Source organism: Burkholderia diffusa (assembly GCF_902499115.1).
GTDB classification, from domain to species: domain Bacteria; phylum Pseudomonadota; class Gammaproteobacteria; order Burkholderiales; family Burkholderiaceae; genus Burkholderia; species Burkholderia diffusa.
The window spans coordinates 51,240-66,789 of sequence record NZ_CABVPN010000019.1 but is presented as its reverse complement, the minus strand read 5'-3'; the positions used below and the strand labels follow the sequence as shown (position 1 = coordinate 66,789).

The following is a 15,550-nucleotide window of genomic DNA, read 5'->3' as shown; positions in this document are numbered from 1 at the left end:
CGTGCGTTACAGCACGTAGCGCGACAGGTCTTCGTCCTGCGACACTTCGCCGAGCGCGCGATCGACGTACTTCGCGTCGATCGTGACGCGCTCGCTGGCGTGATTGCCGGCCGAGAACGACACTTCCTCGAGCAGCTTCTCGATCACCGTATACAGCCGGCGCGCACCGATGTTCTCGGTCTTCTCGTTGACCGCGTACGCGATCTCGGCGAGGCGGCGGATGCCGTCTTCGGCGAACTCGAGCTGCACGTCTTCGGTGGCGAGCAGCGCCTGGTACTGCTTGACGAGGCTCGCGTCGGTCGCGTCGAGGATCGCCTCGAAGTCTTCCACCGACAGCGAATCGAGTTCGACGCGGATCGGAAAGCGCCCCTGCAGTTCGGGAATCAGGTCGCTCGGCTTGGCCAGGTGGAACGCGCCGCTCGCGATGAACAGGATGTGATCGGTCTTCACCATCCCGTACTTCGTGTTGATCGTCGTGCCTTCGACGAGTGGCAGCAGGTCGCGCTGCACGCCCTGGCGCGACACTTCGCCGCCGCTGCCTTCGTTGTTGCGCGACGTGATCTTGTCGATCTCGTCGAGGAACACGATGCCGTTCTGCTCGACGTTCTGCACGGCCTTCGTCTTCACTTCCTCGTCGTTGAGCATCTTCGCCGCTTCCTCGTCGGTCAGCAGCTTCAGCGCTTCCTTGATCTTCACCTTGCGGCGCTGCTTCTTGCCGCTGCCGAGGTTCGAGAACATCGAGCGGATCTGCTCGGTCATTTCCTCCATCCCCGGCGGCGCCATGATTTCCATGCCGGCCGTCGGCTGCTCGAGGTCGAGTTCGACTTCCTTGTCGTCGAGCTGGCCTTCGCGCAGGCGCTTGCGGAAGGTCTGGCGCGTCGCGTTGTTGTCGTCGTTCGCGTGATCCGCGTTGCCGCCGAAGCCCACCGCGCGCGGTTGCGGCAGCAGGATGTCGAGGATGCGGTCTTCCGCCTGGTCGGTTGCCTTGCTGCGCACCTTGCGCATCTCGGATTCGCGCGTCTGCTTGACCGAGATCTCGATCAGGTCGCGCACGATGCTGTCGACGTCGCGGCCGACGTAGCCGACTTCGGTGAACTTGGTCGCCTCGATCTTGATGAACGGCGCGTCGGCGAGCTTCGCAAGGCGGCGCGCGATTTCGGTCTTGCCGACACCGGTCGGCCCGATCATCAGGATGTTCTTCGGCGTGATTTCCGTGCGCAGCGGATCGGCGACCTGCTGGCGGCGCCAGCGGTTGCGCAGCGCGACCGCGACGGCCTTCTTCGCCTTGTTCTGGCCGATGATGTGCTTGTCGAGTTCCGAGACGATCTCGGCAGGGGTCATGGTGCTCATGGTGCGGTCCTTACTCGATCGTTTCGATGATGCGGTTGTGGTTCGTGTAGATGCACATGTCGCCGGCGATCTCGAGCGATTTCTCGACGATCTCGCGCGGGGACAGCTCGGTGTTCTCCGCGAGCGCGCGGGCCGCAGCTTGCGCATAGGCGCCGCCCGAACCGATCGCACAAATGCCGCCTTCCGGGTCGAGCACGTCGCCATTGCCGGTGATCACGAGTGTGGTGGTCGCATCGGCCGTGATCAGCATCGCCTCGAGGCGGCGCAGCATCCGGTCGGTGCGCCAGTCCTTCGCGAGCTCGACGGCCGCGCGGGTCAGGTTGCCCTGGTGCTTCTCGAGCTTCGCCTCGAAGCGATCGAGCAGCGAGAACGCATCGGCGGTGCCGCCCGCGAATCCGACCAGTACCTGGTTGTTGTAGATCCGCCGCACTTTCCGCGCGCCACCCTTCATGACGATGTTGCCGAGGGTTACCTGGCCGTCGCCGCCAAGCGCGACCTTGTCGCCGCGCCGGACCGAAACGATGGTCGTGCCGTGAAATTGCTCCATCTGCGTTCCTTGAGAAAAACGGGGAAGAGTCGGGCGGCGCGGGGCGCCGCCGCTTGAATCGCAGTGCGCCGGGGAGCGGCCCGGCGCGCGTCCGATTCATTTTAGGGCGGGCGCCGGGATATCAAGAGGGGGGGGCAAATCGGCCGGCGGGCCGGGAACCGGTGCCGGAAAAACAAAAAGCGCGCGGCAGGCCGCGCGCTTTCGGGAAGCAGCGTGTCGGAGCGGAACGCCGCTCGATCAGTCGCCGAACAGCTTCTGGCGCAGTTCGCGGCGCTCTTGCGCCTCGAGCGACAGCGTGGCCGTCGGGCGCGCGAGCAGGCGCGGGATGCCGATCGGCTCGCCGGTTTCCTCGCACCAGCCGTAATCGCCGGAATCGATGCGGGCGAGCGACTGTTGAACCTTCTTGAGGAGCTTGCGTTCGCGATCGCGCGTGCGCAGTTCGAGCGCGTGCTCTTCCTCGATCGTCGCGCGATCGGCGGGATCGGGCACGATCACCGTCTCGCGCAGGTTCTCGGTCGTCTGGCCTGCGTTCTTGAGGATGTCCGCCTGCAACTGTTCGAGCCGATTTTTGAAGAAGGCGAGCTGATCCTCATTCATGTAATCCTTGTCGCTCATCTTCAGGATTTCGGCTTCGGTCAAGAGTTTCTTCGTCATCTGCTTGCTTCTTCAATGTGCGGCAAATCAAGAGATATTGCCTGCACTTTGGGATTACCCGCAACTGCGCTTGCAATCATTTGCGATATGCCGCCGCGGGGCCGAAAGCCTCTGGAAAACCGGTTCTCAAATACCAGGATAGCCCTGGCGCGGATTTGCGCGCGCGGCGAACCGGTGTGCTGCGCGGCAGATCGCATCGGCCGCGGCCGGGTGGCGGATGGGCGATCCGGCGCGGTTGCGATGCCCGGTCAATGGTTCAGCAAGAACCGGGCCTGTTATTGCCGTACTCCAGCGGGCACGTATTGTAACTGAATCGCAAGCGGGCGCCGTATCGGGTCGATCCCCGTCGGCTGCGCCAATATCTAGAAAATATAACGCGCAAATCGCGAAAAAGCGATGACGGCGAAACCCTGCCCGGAAAAGGCACCGCGCAAGCGCCGCGGCCGCCCCGGAAGGCGGCCGCATGGAAGGCGCGCGACGCCGGGCCAGAAGGCTCAGGCGAGGCAGGCGTCGAGGCCGTCGGTGATCAGGTCCTGCGGCAGGTCGACGCCGATGAACACCATCTTGTTGGTCTTCTTCTCGACCGGCAGCCACTTCGCGGCGAGGTCGCTGCCCATCATCTGGTGCACGCCCTGGAACACGACCTTGCGGTCGACGCCCTTCATGTACAGCACGCCCTTGTAGCGCAGCATCCGTTCGCCGTAGATCTGCAGGATGCCGCCGAGGAAGTCTTCCAGCTTGTTCGGGTCGAACGGGCGGTCGTTGCGGTACACGAACGACTTGATCTTGTCGTCGTGGTGCGCGTGGTGGTGGCCGTGGTCGTGATCGTGCGCGCATTGACCGTGATCGTGGTCGCAATGCGCGTGATCGTGATCATGGTCGTGATCGTGGTGATGGTGCGCGTGGTCGTCCTCGGCGAGGAAGTCCGGATCGATCTCGAGCTTCGCATTCAGGTTGAAGCCGCGCAGGTCGAAGATTTCCTTGATGTCGGCTTCGCCGAAGTTCACGACCTTGATCGTCGCCTTCGGGTTCATGTGCATCAGGCGGTGCTTGAGCGCCGCGACGGCCTGGTCGTCGACCAGGTCCGACTTCGTGATGAACAGGCGATCGGCGAAGCCGACCTGGCGCTGCACCACTTCGTGTTCGTCGAGCTGCGCGTTCGCGTGCTTGGCGTCGACCAGCGTGATGACCGCGTCGAGCAGGAAATCGTCGGCGATTTCGCTGTCGATGAAGAAGGTTTGCGCGACGGGGCCCGGGTTCGCAAGGCCGGTCGTTTCGATCACGATGCGGTCGAAGTCGAGCTTGCCTTCGCGCTTCTTCGCGGCCAGATCGCCGAGCGCGCGTGCGAGGTCGCCGCGGATCGTGCAGCAGATGCAGCCGTTGCTCATCTGGATGATCTGCTCGTTCGTGTCCTGAACGAGGATCTCGTTGTCGATGTTTTCTTCGCCGAACTCGTTCTCGATCACGGCGATCTTCATGCCGTGCTGTTCGTTCAGGATGCGCTTGAGCAGGGTCGTCTTGCCGCTGCCGAGGAAGCCGGTGAGGATGGTGACGGGAGTGGCCATGTCGGTCGCCTGTGGTTCGTGAATCGGGGTCAAAACCAGGATGTGTGCGTCGCGCCGTCGACTCGCAAGCCGGGGCGCACAACCATCCATTGAAACATACCTGTCAAGCCTTCGCCTGTCGTCCGGACGACAGGCTCGAGCGCGTGGCCGCCAGCCGGGCGGCCCGGCGGACGCGGGTGTGCGCGTAGATCGGGGCGATCAGACGATTTGCAACAGCAGGCCCTTCAGATATTCGCCTTCCGGGAACGCGGCGAGCAGCGGGTGATCGACGCCCGCGCCGAGCCGCTTCAGGATCCGCGCGTCAACCTTCGCGTCGGCGGCCGCGCCCGCGACGATCTTCTGGAACAGGTCCATGTCGATCGCGCCCGAGCAGGAATACGTGAACAGCAGGCCGCCCGGACGCAGCAGCTTGAAGCCGCTCAGGTTGATGTCCTTGTATGCGCGTGATGCGCGGTCGACGCTGTCGCGGGTCGGCGCGAACTTCGGCGGATCGAGCACGATCAGGTCGAAGCGCTCGCCTTCGTCGACGAGGCGGCGCAGTGTCTTGAACGCGTCCGCGTCGAGCCAGGTCGCGCGCTCGGCATCGAAGCCGTTCGCGACGACGTTCTGCTGCGCGAGCGCGAGCGCGTCGCCCGACGAGTCGATCGACACGACACGGTTCGCGCCGCCCTTGAGCGCCGCGAGCGAGAAGCCGCCCGTGTAGCAGAAGCAGTTGAGCACGTCGCGGCCGGCCGCGTATTGCGCGACGAGTGCGCGGTTATCGCGCTGGTCGACGTAGAAGCCCGTCTTGTGGCCGTTCGGCACGTCGACGTGATAACGCACGCCGTTTTCGTTCGCGATCAGCGTCGCGGGCGGCGCGTCGCCGGCGAGCACGCCGGTCGTCTGTTCGAGCCCTTCCTTGTCGCGGATCGACACGTCCGAGCGTTCGTACACGTTCGGGCAGCCGGTCGCGCCGCTGAGTGCCGCGACGATCGCGTCCTTCCACGCCTCGACGCCCGCCGCCATGAACTGGCACACGAGCTGGCCGCGCGGTGCGGCGCCCGGCTCGGCCGTGTCCGCGACGTAATAGTCGACGATCAGCCCCGGCAGCCCGTCGGCTTCGCCGAACACGAGCCGCACCGCGCCCGTGCCCGACACCATCGTCGTGCGGTGCGCGACCGCGCGCTGCACGCGGCGCTTGAAGAAGGCGTGATCGATCGGTTCGTTCTCGTCGAAGCTCCACACGCGCACGCGGATCTGCGACTGCGGGCTGTACGCGCCGCGCGCGAGGAAGCGGCCGTCGTGCGCGCGGACGATCACGGTCGCGCCGGGCGCGGGCTTGCCGTCGACGCGGTCGATCGCATTGGCGTAGATCCACGGATGGCGGCGCAGCAGCGATTTTTCCTTGGACGGCTTGAGGGTGACGGTTTGCATGATGAGATCGAAAGGGGCCGTGCGCGAAGCCGACCTTGGCCGGTCGCCGCGCGCGGCGGGTAACACGGGAAGCGCGTCAGTCGCGCTTCTTCGCGCGCGGATGCGCGCTGTCGTAAATTTTCGCGAGATGCTGGAAGTCGAGCGACGTATAGACCTGCGTGGCGGAGACGCTCGCGTGGCCCAGCAGTTCCTGCACCGCGCGCAGGTCGCCGCTCGACTGCAGCACGTGCGTTGCGAACGAATGGCGCAGCACGTGCGGGTGGACGTTGGCGGGAATGCCCGCGGCCAGCGCCGCGCGCTTCACGCGGTCGCGCACGACGCCGGGCGCCATCCGGTTGCCGCGCACGGACACGAACAGCGGATGCGGATCGTGCTTCACGAATTCGCCGCGCACGGCGAGCCACGCGTTCAGCGCCTCGATCGCCTTGCGGCCGACCGGCACCTTGCGTTCCTTGTTGCCCTTGCCGCGCACGGTGACTTCGGCCTCGGCGAGATCGAGCCAGCCGGCCGAGCGGTAGCCGTCCGCCTGCGTGTACATGACGTCGAGCCCGACCAGTTCGGCGAGGCGCAACCCGGACGAATAGAAGAGTTCGAGGATCGCGTGATCGCGGATGCCTTCGGTCGTACCGGCGAGCGGCGCGTCCATCAGTGCCGATGCGTCGTCGACCGAAAGTGCCTTCGGCAGGGTTTTCGGGCGCTTCGGCGCACGCACCGCGGCGACGGGGTTCGCCGGCATCTCGATGCGCTGCGCGAGCCAGCGGTAGAACGCGCGCCACGCGGACAGCCGGTGCGAGATCGAGCGCGCGGACAGCCCGCCCGCATGCGCGCGCGCGACCGCGCCGCGCATGTCGGCAGCCGTGAGCGCCTCGAGCGGGCGGCCGGCGGCGAGCTTCTTCAGTTCGTCGAGTTCGTGCGTATACGCACGCAGCGTGTGTTCCGACAGCTGCCTGACGTGCTTCAGGTTCGACAGGTAGGCGGCGATCGGATCGTCGGTCATGGGCGCGGCATCAGTGCGGCAGGAGGCGCGTGAGCGCGGCGCTCGCGAGCGTCGCGATCTGTGCGAGGAAGTCGGTCGCCATCCCGTCGTGGAAGCGGCGCGGATCGGGCGAGCCGAGCACCAGCAGGCCGAACGCGGGGGCGTCGGTGCCGCCGAGCGGCGCGCGCAGCGCGAGCAGCGCGACCGACGTGGCCGCGCCGTCGCCGGCCGGCGCGGCTTCAGCGCCTTCCGCCGCATTCGCGGCCGGCGCCGCGAGCGCGGGTGCGAGCCACTGGGCCGCTTCGAATCCGGTGTTCGCGCCGCAGTACGGCGTCGACAGCCCGTTCGTGAACAGGCGCACTTCCTCGCCGACCTGGCGCGCGAAGTCGGCCTGCGAGTAGGTGTCGGCGACGTCCCACACGCGCAGCGCGGTTTGCGGCACGTCGAACACCTCGGCGATGCCGTCGGCGATCGTGCGCGGCAGCGCGTACGGATCGCGTTCCGCGATCACGCGCGCGGTCCAGCGGCTGAACTTCGCGGACAGGCTGTCGTTCTCGTGGCCGTAGCGCACGAGCTCGGCGAGCCGGCGCTCGAGATGCTTGTTCTTGTCGCGCAGCATTTCCATCTGCCGCTCCTGCAGCGAGATCGCGGCCTTGCCGTGCGGATTCGCGAGACGGATCGTCGCGAGCAGTTCCGCGTGTTGCGCGAAGAATTCGGGATTGGCGAGCAGGTAGTCAGCGACTTCGCGATCGTTCATGTGGCTGGAGCGTTCAGTTATCAGGACGTTGCAGGGTCAGACGTTCAGGTCGATCTCGCCTTCGAACACGGTCGCGGCGGGCCCGGCCATCATCAGCGCGGCGGTTTCGTCGCGCGCGCCGTCCCAGCTGATCGTCAGCGTGCCGCCGTGCGTGTGCACGGTTACCGGCGAATCGAGCAGGCCGCGCCGGATGCCGGCCGCCACCGCCGCGCACGCGCCGGTGCCGCACGCGAGCGTCTCGCCCGCGCCGCGCTCGTACACGCGCAGCTTCACCTCGTTGCGCGACACGATCTGCATGAAGCCGGCATTCACGCGCTGCGGGAAGCGGACGTGAAGCTCGATCAGCGGGCCTTCTTCGAGCACCGGATACGCTTCGGCGTCTTCGACGACCTGCACCGCGTGCGGGTTGCCCATCGACACCGTCGAGATCCAGCGCGTCGCGCCGCCGACGTCGAGCGGCCACAGGGTGTCGTTACCTTCCGTCCGGCCGTCGAGCCCCGAGGCGTCGAACGGCACCTGCGCCGGCGCGAATATGGGTGCGCCCATGTCGACGACGACTTCGCCGTCGTCCTGCATCGTCAGTGTGATCAGGCCCTTCATCACCTGCACGCGCACGCTGCGCTTGTCGGTCAGGCCGCGGTCGCTGACGAACTTCACGAAGCAGCGCGCGCCGTTGCCGCAGTGCTCGACCTCGCCGCCGTCGCAATTGAAGATCCGGTACTTGAAATCCGCGCCGTCGACGGTCGGTTTCTCGACGAGCAGCAACTGGTCGGCGCCGATGCCGAAGTGTCGGTCGGCGAGCGCGCGCACCTGCGCCTCGGTGAGCGGCGGCAGCGCGCGCGAATAGCTGTCGAGCACGACGAAGTCGTTGCCCGCGCCGTGCATCTTGGTGAACGAGAGTTTCACTGGGTCCGGAATTCCATGGCGAACAGGGCGGTCGGCACGGCGGACGCGGCGTGCCGCGATGGCGTGCGGCGTCGTTCGTCGTGCTGATCTCAACCGCAAATGATACATGCAGCCGACAGGGGCGTCCTGCGCGGGCGGGGCGTCATTCGGGTGGCTAGGCGGGGAAAGCGGCGGGACGGCGGATCCGTGGCTCGCGCAGCAATCGGCCCACGGTCTCTGGCAGGGGCGCGCGCAAGGCGCGCCGAAGGTGGCACGGCTGCAGGCGCGCATCGTGCCGCGCGCCCGCGGGTTCGGCTCAGTAGAGGCTCGGCTCGCCGGGCGGGCGCGTCTTGAAGCGCTTGTGCACCCAGTAATACTGCTCCGGCATCAGCGGAATCTGCTCCTCGAGGAATTCGTTCATCCGCCGCGCGTCGAGATCGTCGTCGCCGGTCGGGTAGTTGTCCCACGGCTTGAACACCTTCAGCCGGTAGCCCTTGTAGTTCGGCAGCACCTCGCCGATGAACGGCACGACCTGCGCGCGGCCCGTCTTGGCGAGCCGGCCGACGGCCGTCAGCGTGCACGCCGGCACGCCGAAGAAGGGGACGAACGTCGAGTTGCGCATCCCGTAGTCCATGTCCGCGCCGAGCATCACGGGCTTGCGGTCGCGCAGCCAGCGCAGCACGATACGCGCGCTGTCTGCGCGGCCCGCCAGTTCCGCACCGAAGCGGCTGCGGCCGGCTTTGGCGGCGGCGTCGATTTCCGGGTTCTTCATCGGCGTGTAGAGCGATCCGCACACACGGCCGAGTGCGAGATTGATCGCCATCGAGCCGGCCTCGATGCCGACGAAATGGAGACCGAGCAGGAGGGTGGGCGGCATGTCCGGATCGCTCAGGTCGATCTCGCTGTCGATCGTGAACAGCTTGCGGTAGGCCTGTTCCGACGCGAACCACTGGTAGCTGCGCTCGACGTAGCTGCGGATCGCGTGGCGGAAGTGCTGGCCCGCCACTTCCTCGCGCCGTTCGTCGCTCCAGTCGGGGAAGCAGAGTTTCAGATTGGTATGTACGATGCGCTTTCGCCGGCTGGGAATCTGGTACAGCAGCCAGCCGAGGCCGTCGCCGAACCGTGCGGTCAAGCCGTACGGCAGCAGGGCGAGCAGCTTCAGCAAGCCGATGGCGAGGTGCGTGCCGAGGCGGCCTAGCATGCGGAATCTCCGTGGGGCCGGCTGGCCGGCACGTTGCGAACAGGGGGGTAGGACAGCGGACGATGCAGCACGAGTGGCGCTCTGTGACAATTCACGAAAGCCGCTATAATACGGGCTTCGCCGAGTTAACTGACAACTTGCGGGGCGAAGCCGGCTGGCGCGAAGCGCGCTGCCCGGTCCTGGTAATCCGCTAAAGCGTCGCCGCTTCAGGCCCAACGAAGCTGGCTACGTGAAACCAACCGTAACCACACAGGAGCCTGAAAAAGTGGCAAACGATTATCTCTTCACGTCCGAATCCGTCTCCGAAGGCCATCCGGACAAAGTCGCGGACCAAATCTCGGACGCGATTCTCGACGCCATCCTCGAGCAGGACAAATACTCCCGCGTTGCAGCCGAAACGCTGTGCAACACGGGTCTCGTCGTTCTGGCCGGTGAAATCACCACGACGGCCAACATCGATTACATCCAGATCGCGCGCGACACCATCAAGCGCATCGGCTACGACAACACCGACTACGGCATCGACTACAAGGGTTGCGCGGTGCTCGTCGCGTACGACAAGCAGTCGCCGGACATCGCGCAAGGCGTCGACCGCGCGCATGACGACAACCTCGATCAAGGCGCGGGCGACCAGGGTCTGATGTTCGGTTACGCATGCGACGAAACGCCGGAACTGATGCCGCTGCCGATCCACCTGTCGCACCGTCTCGTCGAGCGCCAGGCGAGCCTGCGCCGCGACGGCCGCCTGCCGTGGCTGCGCCCGGACGCGAAGTCGCAAGTGACGATCCGCTACGTCGACGGCAAGCCCGATTCGATCGACACCGTCGTGCTGTCGACGCAGCATGCACCGGACATCGAACTGCCGGCGCTGCGCGAAGCCGTGATCGAGGAAATCATCAAGCCGACGCTGCCGGCCGACCTGATCAAGGGCGACATCAAGTTCCTGGTGAACCCGACCGGCCGGTTCGTGATCGGCGGTCCGCAGGGCGACTGCGGCCTGACGGGCCGCAAGATCATCGTCGACACCTACGGCGGTGCCGCACCGCACGGCGGCGGCGCGTTCTCGGGCAAGGATCCGTCGAAGGTCGACCGTTCGGCAGCGTATGCCGGCCGTTACGTCGCGAAGAACATCGTCGCGGCAGGCCTCGCCTCGCGCGCGCTGATCCAGGTGTCGTACGCGATCGGCGTGGCCGAGCCGACCTCGGTGATGGTCAACACGTTCGGCACGGGCCGCGTGTCGGATGCGGTGATCACGAAGCTCGTGCGCGAGCATTTCGACCTGCGTCCGAAGGGCATCATCAAGATGCTCGACCTGCTGCGCCCGATCTACGAGAAGACGGCAGCTTACGGCCACTTCGGCCGCGAAGAGCCGGAATTCTCGTGGGAAGCGACCGACAAGGCGCTCGCACTGGCCGAAGCGGCCGGCGTGGAGCCGACGGCACGCGTCGCGTAAGCGTCGTCCGCCCGAAACAAAAAACCCCGGCATGCCGGGGTTTTTTATGCGCGTCGATCGCCGGCGGGATGACGGCATCGCTGCGATCGTGGCGAGCGCTGCCCGCCGGCGCGGCTTCAGCGTGCGCTGAACCCGAACCAGCCGTTGCTGGCCGCGAGGCGGCGCGGGCGGTTGATGCGGCGCTGCGGGCCCAGCGTGCGGCGCAGCGCGAGCGCGCGCAGCGACGACGGCTTCTGCAGCAGCGAGCGCAGGCCGGCGCGGCGTGCGAACGCCTGCGCGCTCATCATCGAGAAGAACGCGTGGAACCAGGCGCGGATGCCGTCCAGCCGGCTGTGCGCGTGCGTATGCTCGGCGAGCGCCCGTGTACGTGCGCGGTGATGGCGCAGCGGGCGGGCGGGAGCGGACGGTGCGACGCGCTTCGCAGTGCGGTTGAGACGGGAAGTCAGACGGAGTGGCATGTGAACGATGCTTCGCTTGTATGGATGGCGCTCTTGAAAAGCGCACTGGTATGAACGGCCTCGGATGGCGCAACGGATCTTACCGAAAGTCGTTGCGCGCCGCGCCCGCCAGAATTGACAGGCCGCGACAGGCTACAAGGGATTCGTGACGTGCAAAAGTCGCGATAAACCCTTGTGCCGCAAGCGTGTCGCTGCATACCGCCTGTCGCTGAGGCTCGCGCCGCGCCGCACAGTTCCCTTGCGCCAGATCAAAACGACGATTGGCATGCCCCTGCGCACGACAATGGCGCTGTTCGCGGCATCCGGCGCCGATTTACAATCGTCACATTCACACGATAAACGTCTGGCATCCCATGTCGTCTCCATTGCAGTTGGAATCGATCCGCGCGCAAGTCGCGGAATTGCGCGAACGCGGCTTCGTCGTCGCGCGCGGCCTTGTCGACGAGGCGCAGTGCGCGGCGCTCAAGCAGATCGCGGCGCGCCAGTTGCAGGAAGCGGCGGAGCCGATCGAGTTCGAGGCGGATTTGCGCTACCCGGGCGCGCCCGAGTCGAAGCATGCGCCGGGCGGGCATACGGTGCGACGGCTGCTGGACGCCTACACGCGCGATCCGGCGTTCGCCGCGCGCGCGATCGCACCCGAAATCGGCGAGTGGATGCGCGAGTATTTCGGCGAGCAGCCAGTGCTGTCACGCGCGCATCACAACTGCATGATGACGAAGCACCCCGCGTACGGCAGCCTGACGGGCTGGCATCGCGACTTCCGCTACTGGTCGTTCGAACGCGCGGACATGGTGTCGGTGTGGCTCGCGCTCGGGCCGGAAACGAATGAAAACGGTGCGCTCTGGCTGGTGCCGGGTTCGCACACGGCCGAATTCGGGCCGGAAGCGTTCGACGACGCGAAGTTCTTCCGCAGCGACCTGCCGGAAAACCGCAAGATGATCGACGCGGCAACCTGCCCGTCGCTCCGGACGGGCGACGTCGTGTTCTTCCACTGCAACACGCTGCATTCGGCGGGGCAGAACCGCTCCGACCAGGTGAAGTTCTCGCTCGTCTATACGTACCACGGCGTGAGCAACCGGCCGACGCCGGGCACGCGTTCGGCGGCGAAGCCGGAGGTGCAGTTCTAGCGGCGGTTCGGGCGGCGATGCAGCCGCGCCGCTTGTCCGATGGGGCACTGCGGCCGCGCGGGCGGATGAACAAACGGGCGGCCTGGGCCGCCCGTTGCATTTCGTGCAGCCCGCTCCGCAATGCGGGCCGCCATCGCGCGGCTGCGCGATCAGCGCTTGTTGGCCGGCATCGCGAGGCCGATCAGGCCGATCAGCGATGCGACGGCGCCGCCGGCGATCAGCAGGATCGTCTTCGTGGCGGGCGAGCCGGTGAAGAAGCGCGACACGTTGTCGTTGATCGAATGGAACGACTGGCCGCCGAAATACAGCAGCACGACGCCGCCGACGAGCAGCGCAACCGAAATGACCCGGGACATACCAACCTCGCTGTAACGGTGATTCGAGACGCCGCAGTGTAGGCGACGCACGCGGCTGCGTCCATTGCCGTGCGCGCTTCGCCCACGTTCGATACCATAACCGTCGTACGTTTCCCTCGCCGCCGGCGCGCGATGTTCGCGCGCGGCGCGCGTCCCATCCCCGACGTCTTCACGGAACCGACTCATGGCCTACGAAGCAGCTTCCGAACGTTATGCCGACATGCAATACCGCACCTGCGGCAAATCCGGGCTCAAACTGCCCGCCCTGTCGCTCGGCCTGTGGCACAACTTCGGCGACTCGACGCCGATCGCGACGCAGCGCGACATCCTGCGCACCGCGTTCGACCTCGGCATCAATCATTTCGACCTCGCGAACAACTATGGGCCGCCGTACGGCAGCGCCGAAACCAACTTCGGCCGGCTGCTGAAGGAAGATTTCCGGCCGTACCGCGACGAGCTGCTGATCTCGACGAAGGCCGGCTGGGACATGTGGCCGGGGCCTTACGGCAGCGGCGGCGGGTCGCGCAAGTACGTGCTCGCGAGCCTCGACCAGAGCCTGCAGCGGATGGGGCTCGACTACGTCGACATCTTCTATTCGCACCGCTTCGACGCGCACACGCCGCTCGAGGAAACCGCCGGCGCGCTCGCATCGGCCGTGCAGCAGGGCAAGGCGCTGTACATCGGCATTTCGTCGTACTCGGCCGCGAAGACGCGCGAGATGGCCGAACTGCTCGCGCAATACAAGGTGCCGTTGCTGATCCACCAGCCGTCGTACAACCTGCTGAACCGCTGGGTCGAGCAGGATCTGCTCGGCACGCTCGACGACATTGGCACGGGCAGCATCGCGTTCACGCCGCTCGCGCAGGGGCTGCTGACGTCGAAATACCTGAACGGCGTGCCGGCCGATGCGCGCGTGAACAAGCCGGGCGGCGGCTCGCTGAAGCAGGATCACCTGAGCGCGGACAACCTCGAGCACGTGCGCAAGCTCAACGGCATCGCCCAGCGGCGCGGGCAGAGCCTCGCGCAGATGGCGCTCGCCTGGGTGTTGCGCAATGGCCGCGTGACGTCCGCACTGATCGGCGCAAGCCGTCCGGAGCAGGTGCGCGAAAACGTCGGCGCGCTGAAGAATCTCGAATTCTCGGCCGACGAACTCGCGGAGATCGATCGCTACGCGACCGAGGGTGGCATCAATCTGTGGGAAAAACCGTCCACCGATCAGGCGATCTGATCGGCATCAAGGACGGTCGATACGGGATGCGAACCATCGCATGCCGTATCGCTGCGCACGCACACAAACGGCTACGTCGCTGCGATGCCGCGGCGTGACCGGCGCGCGCCAACGCGTCGCTAGAGCAGCGCAGGCAGGCCTTCGACGAGCAATACCGCAACGCCGACGCCGAGGATGACGCCGAGCACGCGCAGCAGGTTGTGGCGGAATTCGGTTGCGCACGGCACCGCGCCGAGAAACAGCGCGCCGGCCAGCGCCATCGGAATCAACAGGATGAAGTCGCCGATCGTGAAATAGGTGGTCATGCGTGTCTCCAGAGCCGGCCGGAACAGGCGCACGCGCGTCTTCCAGCCCCATGCCGGGCATTTCTCGTGTTGGGCCGACCCCGATTGCGAACGGGGCGGTCAGTTCGAGTATAGGCAACCTCGCTGCGTTTTTCGCTATCCGAACCATTAAAAGTATGCGGAAAACCCCGGAGAATCTGCATTTTTCCGGCGAGTCGGACGAATGCCTTGCACCATTCTTTCCCGCCCCTTTCGATTCGCGCTGAAACGTCGTACATGTTCGATACGGGCCGCCGCACCCGCGGGTGCGGCGGCCCGTCCGCCTACGCGCGATCGGGGCGCGCGCGAGCGGCCGGGGTGCGGAACACGAGCGCGAGCCCCGCCACGATCGCGCCCATGCCGGCGAGCGCGAGCGGTTCGGGCCGGTTGCCGAGCCAGACCGCGTCCATCAGCGTGGTGAGGACGGGCACGAGATAGAACAGACTCGTCACGTTGACGAGATCGCCACGTTGCATCAACCGGTAGAGCAGCAACTGCGCGATCACCGAGATCACGATGCCGAGCCACAGCAGCGGGACGATGAACGCCCAGCCGACCTCGAGCGAGACCGGCCGGAATGGCAGGATCGCCACGCACAGCGCGAGGCCGATCGCGTTCTGCAGCGGCAGCACGTCGGCAGGCGCCGCGCGCACGTGCTTTTGCAGCAGCGAGCCGGCGGTCAGCGCGACGAGCGCCGTGAGCGCGCAGGCGACGCCCATGATCGGCAGACCCGCACCGCCCACGCCGCGGCACACGACGAGCGCGAGACCGGCGAGCGACAGCCCGAGCCCCGCGACGCGCATCGGTTGCCAGCGCCGCTCGATGATCGCCAGTGTGAGGATCGGCTGCACGCCGAGGATCGTCGCAAGCACGCCCGGCGCGATCCCGCGCTCGAGCGCGAGCAGGTAGAAGATCGAATAGCCGCCCACCATCAGCAGGCCGGTCAGCGCGGCCATGCGCCGCTCGCCGCGCGGCGGCAGCCAGCGTCCGCGCATGATGGCCGGCACGAGCAGCACGAGTGACGCGAGCGCGAATCGTGCGGCGAGAAAGACGAACGCGGATGCGTGGCGCAGACCGAGTTCAGCGAAGATCGCGCCGCTGCTCCACAGCAAGACGAAGAGCGACGTCACGCCATGCGCGGCGAGCGCGCGTTTGAACGAAATCATGTGAATCCACCTGTCGAACGGATCGAAACGTCCCAAGTCGCGCACGTGGCAACGCGCCGTGCGCAATGACGCACGAACGGCCGCAAACGGG

The 15,550-nt window shown here is 66.5% G+C and carries 16 protein-coding genes; 3 read left to right on the top strand and 13 right to left on the bottom strand.

Translation table 11 applies throughout. From position 1 onward, the window contains the following. Nucleotides 1-6: 6 nt before the first annotated feature. From hslU to BTE28158_RS20000, 9 genes are all read right to left on the bottom strand, one after another. A complete protein-coding gene (hslU, locus tag BTE28158_RS20040) occupies nucleotides 7-1,350 on the bottom strand; it encodes an ATP-dependent protease ATPase subunit HslU (RefSeq protein ID WP_124902916.1) in 1,344 nt (447 codons plus the stop codon). Between the two features lie 10 nt (nucleotides 1,351-1,360). Further along, nucleotides 1,361-1,897 carry an ATP-dependent protease subunit HslV gene (gene hslV / locus BTE28158_RS20035; RefSeq protein WP_006760749.1) on the bottom strand — a complete coding sequence of 179 codons (537 nt, stop codon included), beginning with the start codon at nucleotides 1,895-1,897 and terminating at the stop codon, nucleotides 1,361-1,363. Between the two features lie 237 nt (nucleotides 1,898-2,134). After that, nucleotides 2,135-2,551: an RNA polymerase-binding protein DksA gene (gene dksA, locus BTE28158_RS20030; RefSeq protein WP_006477498.1), complete on the bottom strand. Its 417-nt coding sequence runs from the start codon at nucleotides 2,549-2,551 to the stop codon at nucleotides 2,135-2,137. 494 nt (nucleotides 2,552-3,045) lie between these two features. Continuing rightward, nucleotides 3,046-4,116, bottom strand: coding sequence for a CobW family GTP-binding protein (locus BTE28158_RS20025; RefSeq protein ID WP_059607463.1), 1,071 nt, complete (start codon nucleotides 4,114-4,116; stop codon nucleotides 3,046-3,048). Between the two features lie 198 nt (nucleotides 4,117-4,314). Continuing rightward, nucleotides 4,315-5,529, bottom strand: coding sequence for a class I SAM-dependent rRNA methyltransferase (locus tag BTE28158_RS20020; protein WP_059607461.1), 1,215 nt, complete (start codon nucleotides 5,527-5,529; stop codon nucleotides 4,315-4,317). Nucleotides 5,530-5,605: 76 nt separating this feature from the next. Further along, complete coding sequence (gene xerC, locus BTE28158_RS20015) at nucleotides 5,606-6,526, bottom strand: tyrosine recombinase XerC (RefSeq protein ID WP_059607459.1); 921 nt, start codon at nucleotides 6,524-6,526, stop codon at nucleotides 5,606-5,608. 10 nt (nucleotides 6,527-6,536) lie between these two features. Further along, nucleotides 6,537-7,262 carry a DUF484 family protein gene (locus BTE28158_RS20010; RefSeq protein ID WP_059607457.1) on the bottom strand — a complete coding sequence of 242 codons (726 nt, stop codon included), beginning with the start codon at nucleotides 7,260-7,262 and terminating at the stop codon, nucleotides 6,537-6,539. Nucleotides 7,263-7,298: 36 nt separating this feature from the next. Continuing rightward, nucleotides 7,299-8,168 (bottom strand): diaminopimelate epimerase, encoded by an 870-nt coding sequence (gene dapF, locus BTE28158_RS20005; protein ID WP_151051079.1) that lies wholly within the window; start codon nucleotides 8,166-8,168, stop codon nucleotides 7,299-7,301. Nucleotides 8,169-8,463: 295 nt separating this feature from the next. Further along, on the bottom strand, nucleotides 8,464-9,348 hold the full coding sequence (locus BTE28158_RS20000; protein ID WP_151051082.1) for a lipid A biosynthesis lauroyl acyltransferase: 885 nt from the start codon (nucleotides 9,346-9,348) through the stop codon (nucleotides 8,464-8,466). Nucleotides 9,349-9,613: 265 nt separating this feature from the next. Here BTE28158_RS20000 and metK point away from each other — a divergent pair, with 265 nt between their 5' ends. Continuing rightward, on the top strand, nucleotides 9,614-10,801 hold the full coding sequence (gene metK, locus BTE28158_RS19995) for a methionine adenosyltransferase (RefSeq protein ID WP_059607451.1): 1,188 nt from the start codon (nucleotides 9,614-9,616) through the stop codon (nucleotides 10,799-10,801). Between the two features lie 116 nt (nucleotides 10,802-10,917). Here metK and BTE28158_RS19990 read toward each other — a convergent pair whose 3' ends face one another. After that, entirely contained in the window at nucleotides 10,918-11,259 is a 342-nt protein-coding gene (locus BTE28158_RS19990; RefSeq protein WP_151051084.1) for a hypothetical protein, read from the bottom strand. Nucleotides 11,260-11,612: 353 nt separating this feature from the next. On the opposite strand from BTE28158_RS19990, the gene BTE28158_RS19985 reads away from it, so the two are divergent. Continuing rightward, nucleotides 11,613-12,386 (top strand): phytanoyl-CoA dioxygenase family protein, encoded by a 774-nt coding sequence (locus BTE28158_RS19985; RefSeq protein WP_151051086.1) that lies wholly within the window; start codon nucleotides 11,613-11,615, stop codon nucleotides 12,384-12,386. Nucleotides 12,387-12,535: 149 nt separating this feature from the next. Here BTE28158_RS19985 and BTE28158_RS19980 read toward each other — a convergent pair whose 3' ends face one another. Continuing rightward, the gene (locus BTE28158_RS19980) at nucleotides 12,536-12,742 is read right to left on the bottom strand and encodes a DUF3185 family protein (RefSeq protein ID WP_059448449.1); all 207 of its coding nucleotides are present in this window, start codon (nucleotides 12,740-12,742) and stop codon (nucleotides 12,536-12,538) included. Nucleotides 12,743-12,926: 184 nt separating this feature from the next. On the opposite strand from BTE28158_RS19980, the gene mgrA reads away from it, so the two are divergent. Next, nucleotides 12,927-13,970 carry an L-glyceraldehyde 3-phosphate reductase gene (gene mgrA, locus BTE28158_RS19975; protein ID WP_151051088.1) on the top strand — a complete coding sequence of 348 codons (1,044 nt, stop codon included), beginning with the start codon at nucleotides 12,927-12,929 and terminating at the stop codon, nucleotides 13,968-13,970. 119 nt (nucleotides 13,971-14,089) lie between these two features. Here the strand turns inward: mgrA and BTE28158_RS19970 are convergent, their stop codons facing one another. Next, a complete protein-coding gene (locus tag BTE28158_RS19970; RefSeq protein ID WP_014895742.1) occupies nucleotides 14,090-14,275 on the bottom strand; it encodes a hypothetical protein in 186 nt (61 codons plus the stop codon). A gap of 302 nt (nucleotides 14,276-14,577) precedes the next feature. After that, nucleotides 14,578-15,459 (bottom strand): DMT family transporter, encoded by an 882-nt coding sequence (locus tag BTE28158_RS19965; RefSeq protein WP_151051090.1) that lies wholly within the window; start codon nucleotides 15,457-15,459, stop codon nucleotides 14,578-14,580. Between the last annotated feature and the right edge of the window lie 91 nt (nucleotides 15,460-15,550).

Coding starts and splice junctions, on each gene's coding strand:
- hslU (WP_124902916.1), bottom strand. CDS start 1,350: ATGAGCACCATGACCCCTGCCGAGATCGTCTCGGAACTCGACAAGCAC.
- hslV (WP_006760749.1), bottom strand. CDS start 1,897: ATGGAGCAATTTCACGGCACGACCATCGTTTCGGTCCGGCGCGGCGAC.
- dksA (WP_006477498.1), bottom strand. CDS start 2,551: ATGACGAAGAAACTCTTGACCGAAGCCGAAATCCTGAAGATGAGCGAC.
- BTE28158_RS20025 (WP_059607463.1), bottom strand. CDS start 4,116: ATGGCCACTCCCGTCACCATCCTCACCGGCTTCCTCGGCAGCGGCAAG.
- BTE28158_RS20020 (WP_059607461.1), bottom strand. CDS start 5,529: ATGCAAACCGTCACCCTCAAGCCGTCCAAGGAAAAATCGCTGCTGCGC.
- xerC (WP_059607459.1), bottom strand. CDS start 6,526: ATGACCGACGATCCGATCGCCGCCTACCTGTCGAACCTGAAGCACGTC.
- BTE28158_RS20010 (WP_059607457.1), bottom strand. CDS start 7,262: ATGAACGATCGCGAAGTCGCTGACTACCTGCTCGCCAATCCCGAATTC.
- BTE28158_RS20000 (WP_151051082.1), bottom strand. CDS start 9,348: ATGCTAGGCCGCCTCGGCACGCACCTCGCCATCGGCTTGCTGAAGCTG.
- BTE28158_RS19990 (WP_151051084.1), bottom strand. CDS start 11,259: ATGCCACTCCGTCTGACTTCCCGTCTCAACCGCACTGCGAAGCGCGTC.
- BTE28158_RS19985 (WP_151051086.1), top strand. CDS start 11,613: ATGTCGTCTCCATTGCAGTTGGAATCGATCCGCGCGCAAGTCGCGGAA.
- BTE28158_RS19980 (WP_059448449.1), bottom strand. CDS start 12,742: ATGTCCCGGGTCATTTCGGTTGCGCTGCTCGTCGGCGGCGTCGTGCTG.
- mgrA (WP_151051088.1), top strand. CDS start 12,927: ATGGCCTACGAAGCAGCTTCCGAACGTTATGCCGACATGCAATACCGC.
- BTE28158_RS19970 (WP_014895742.1), bottom strand. CDS start 14,275: ATGACCACCTATTTCACGATCGGCGACTTCATCCTGTTGATTCCGATG.
- BTE28158_RS19965 (WP_151051090.1), bottom strand. CDS start 15,459: ATGATTTCGTTCAAACGCGCGCTCGCCGCGCATGGCGTGACGTCGCTC.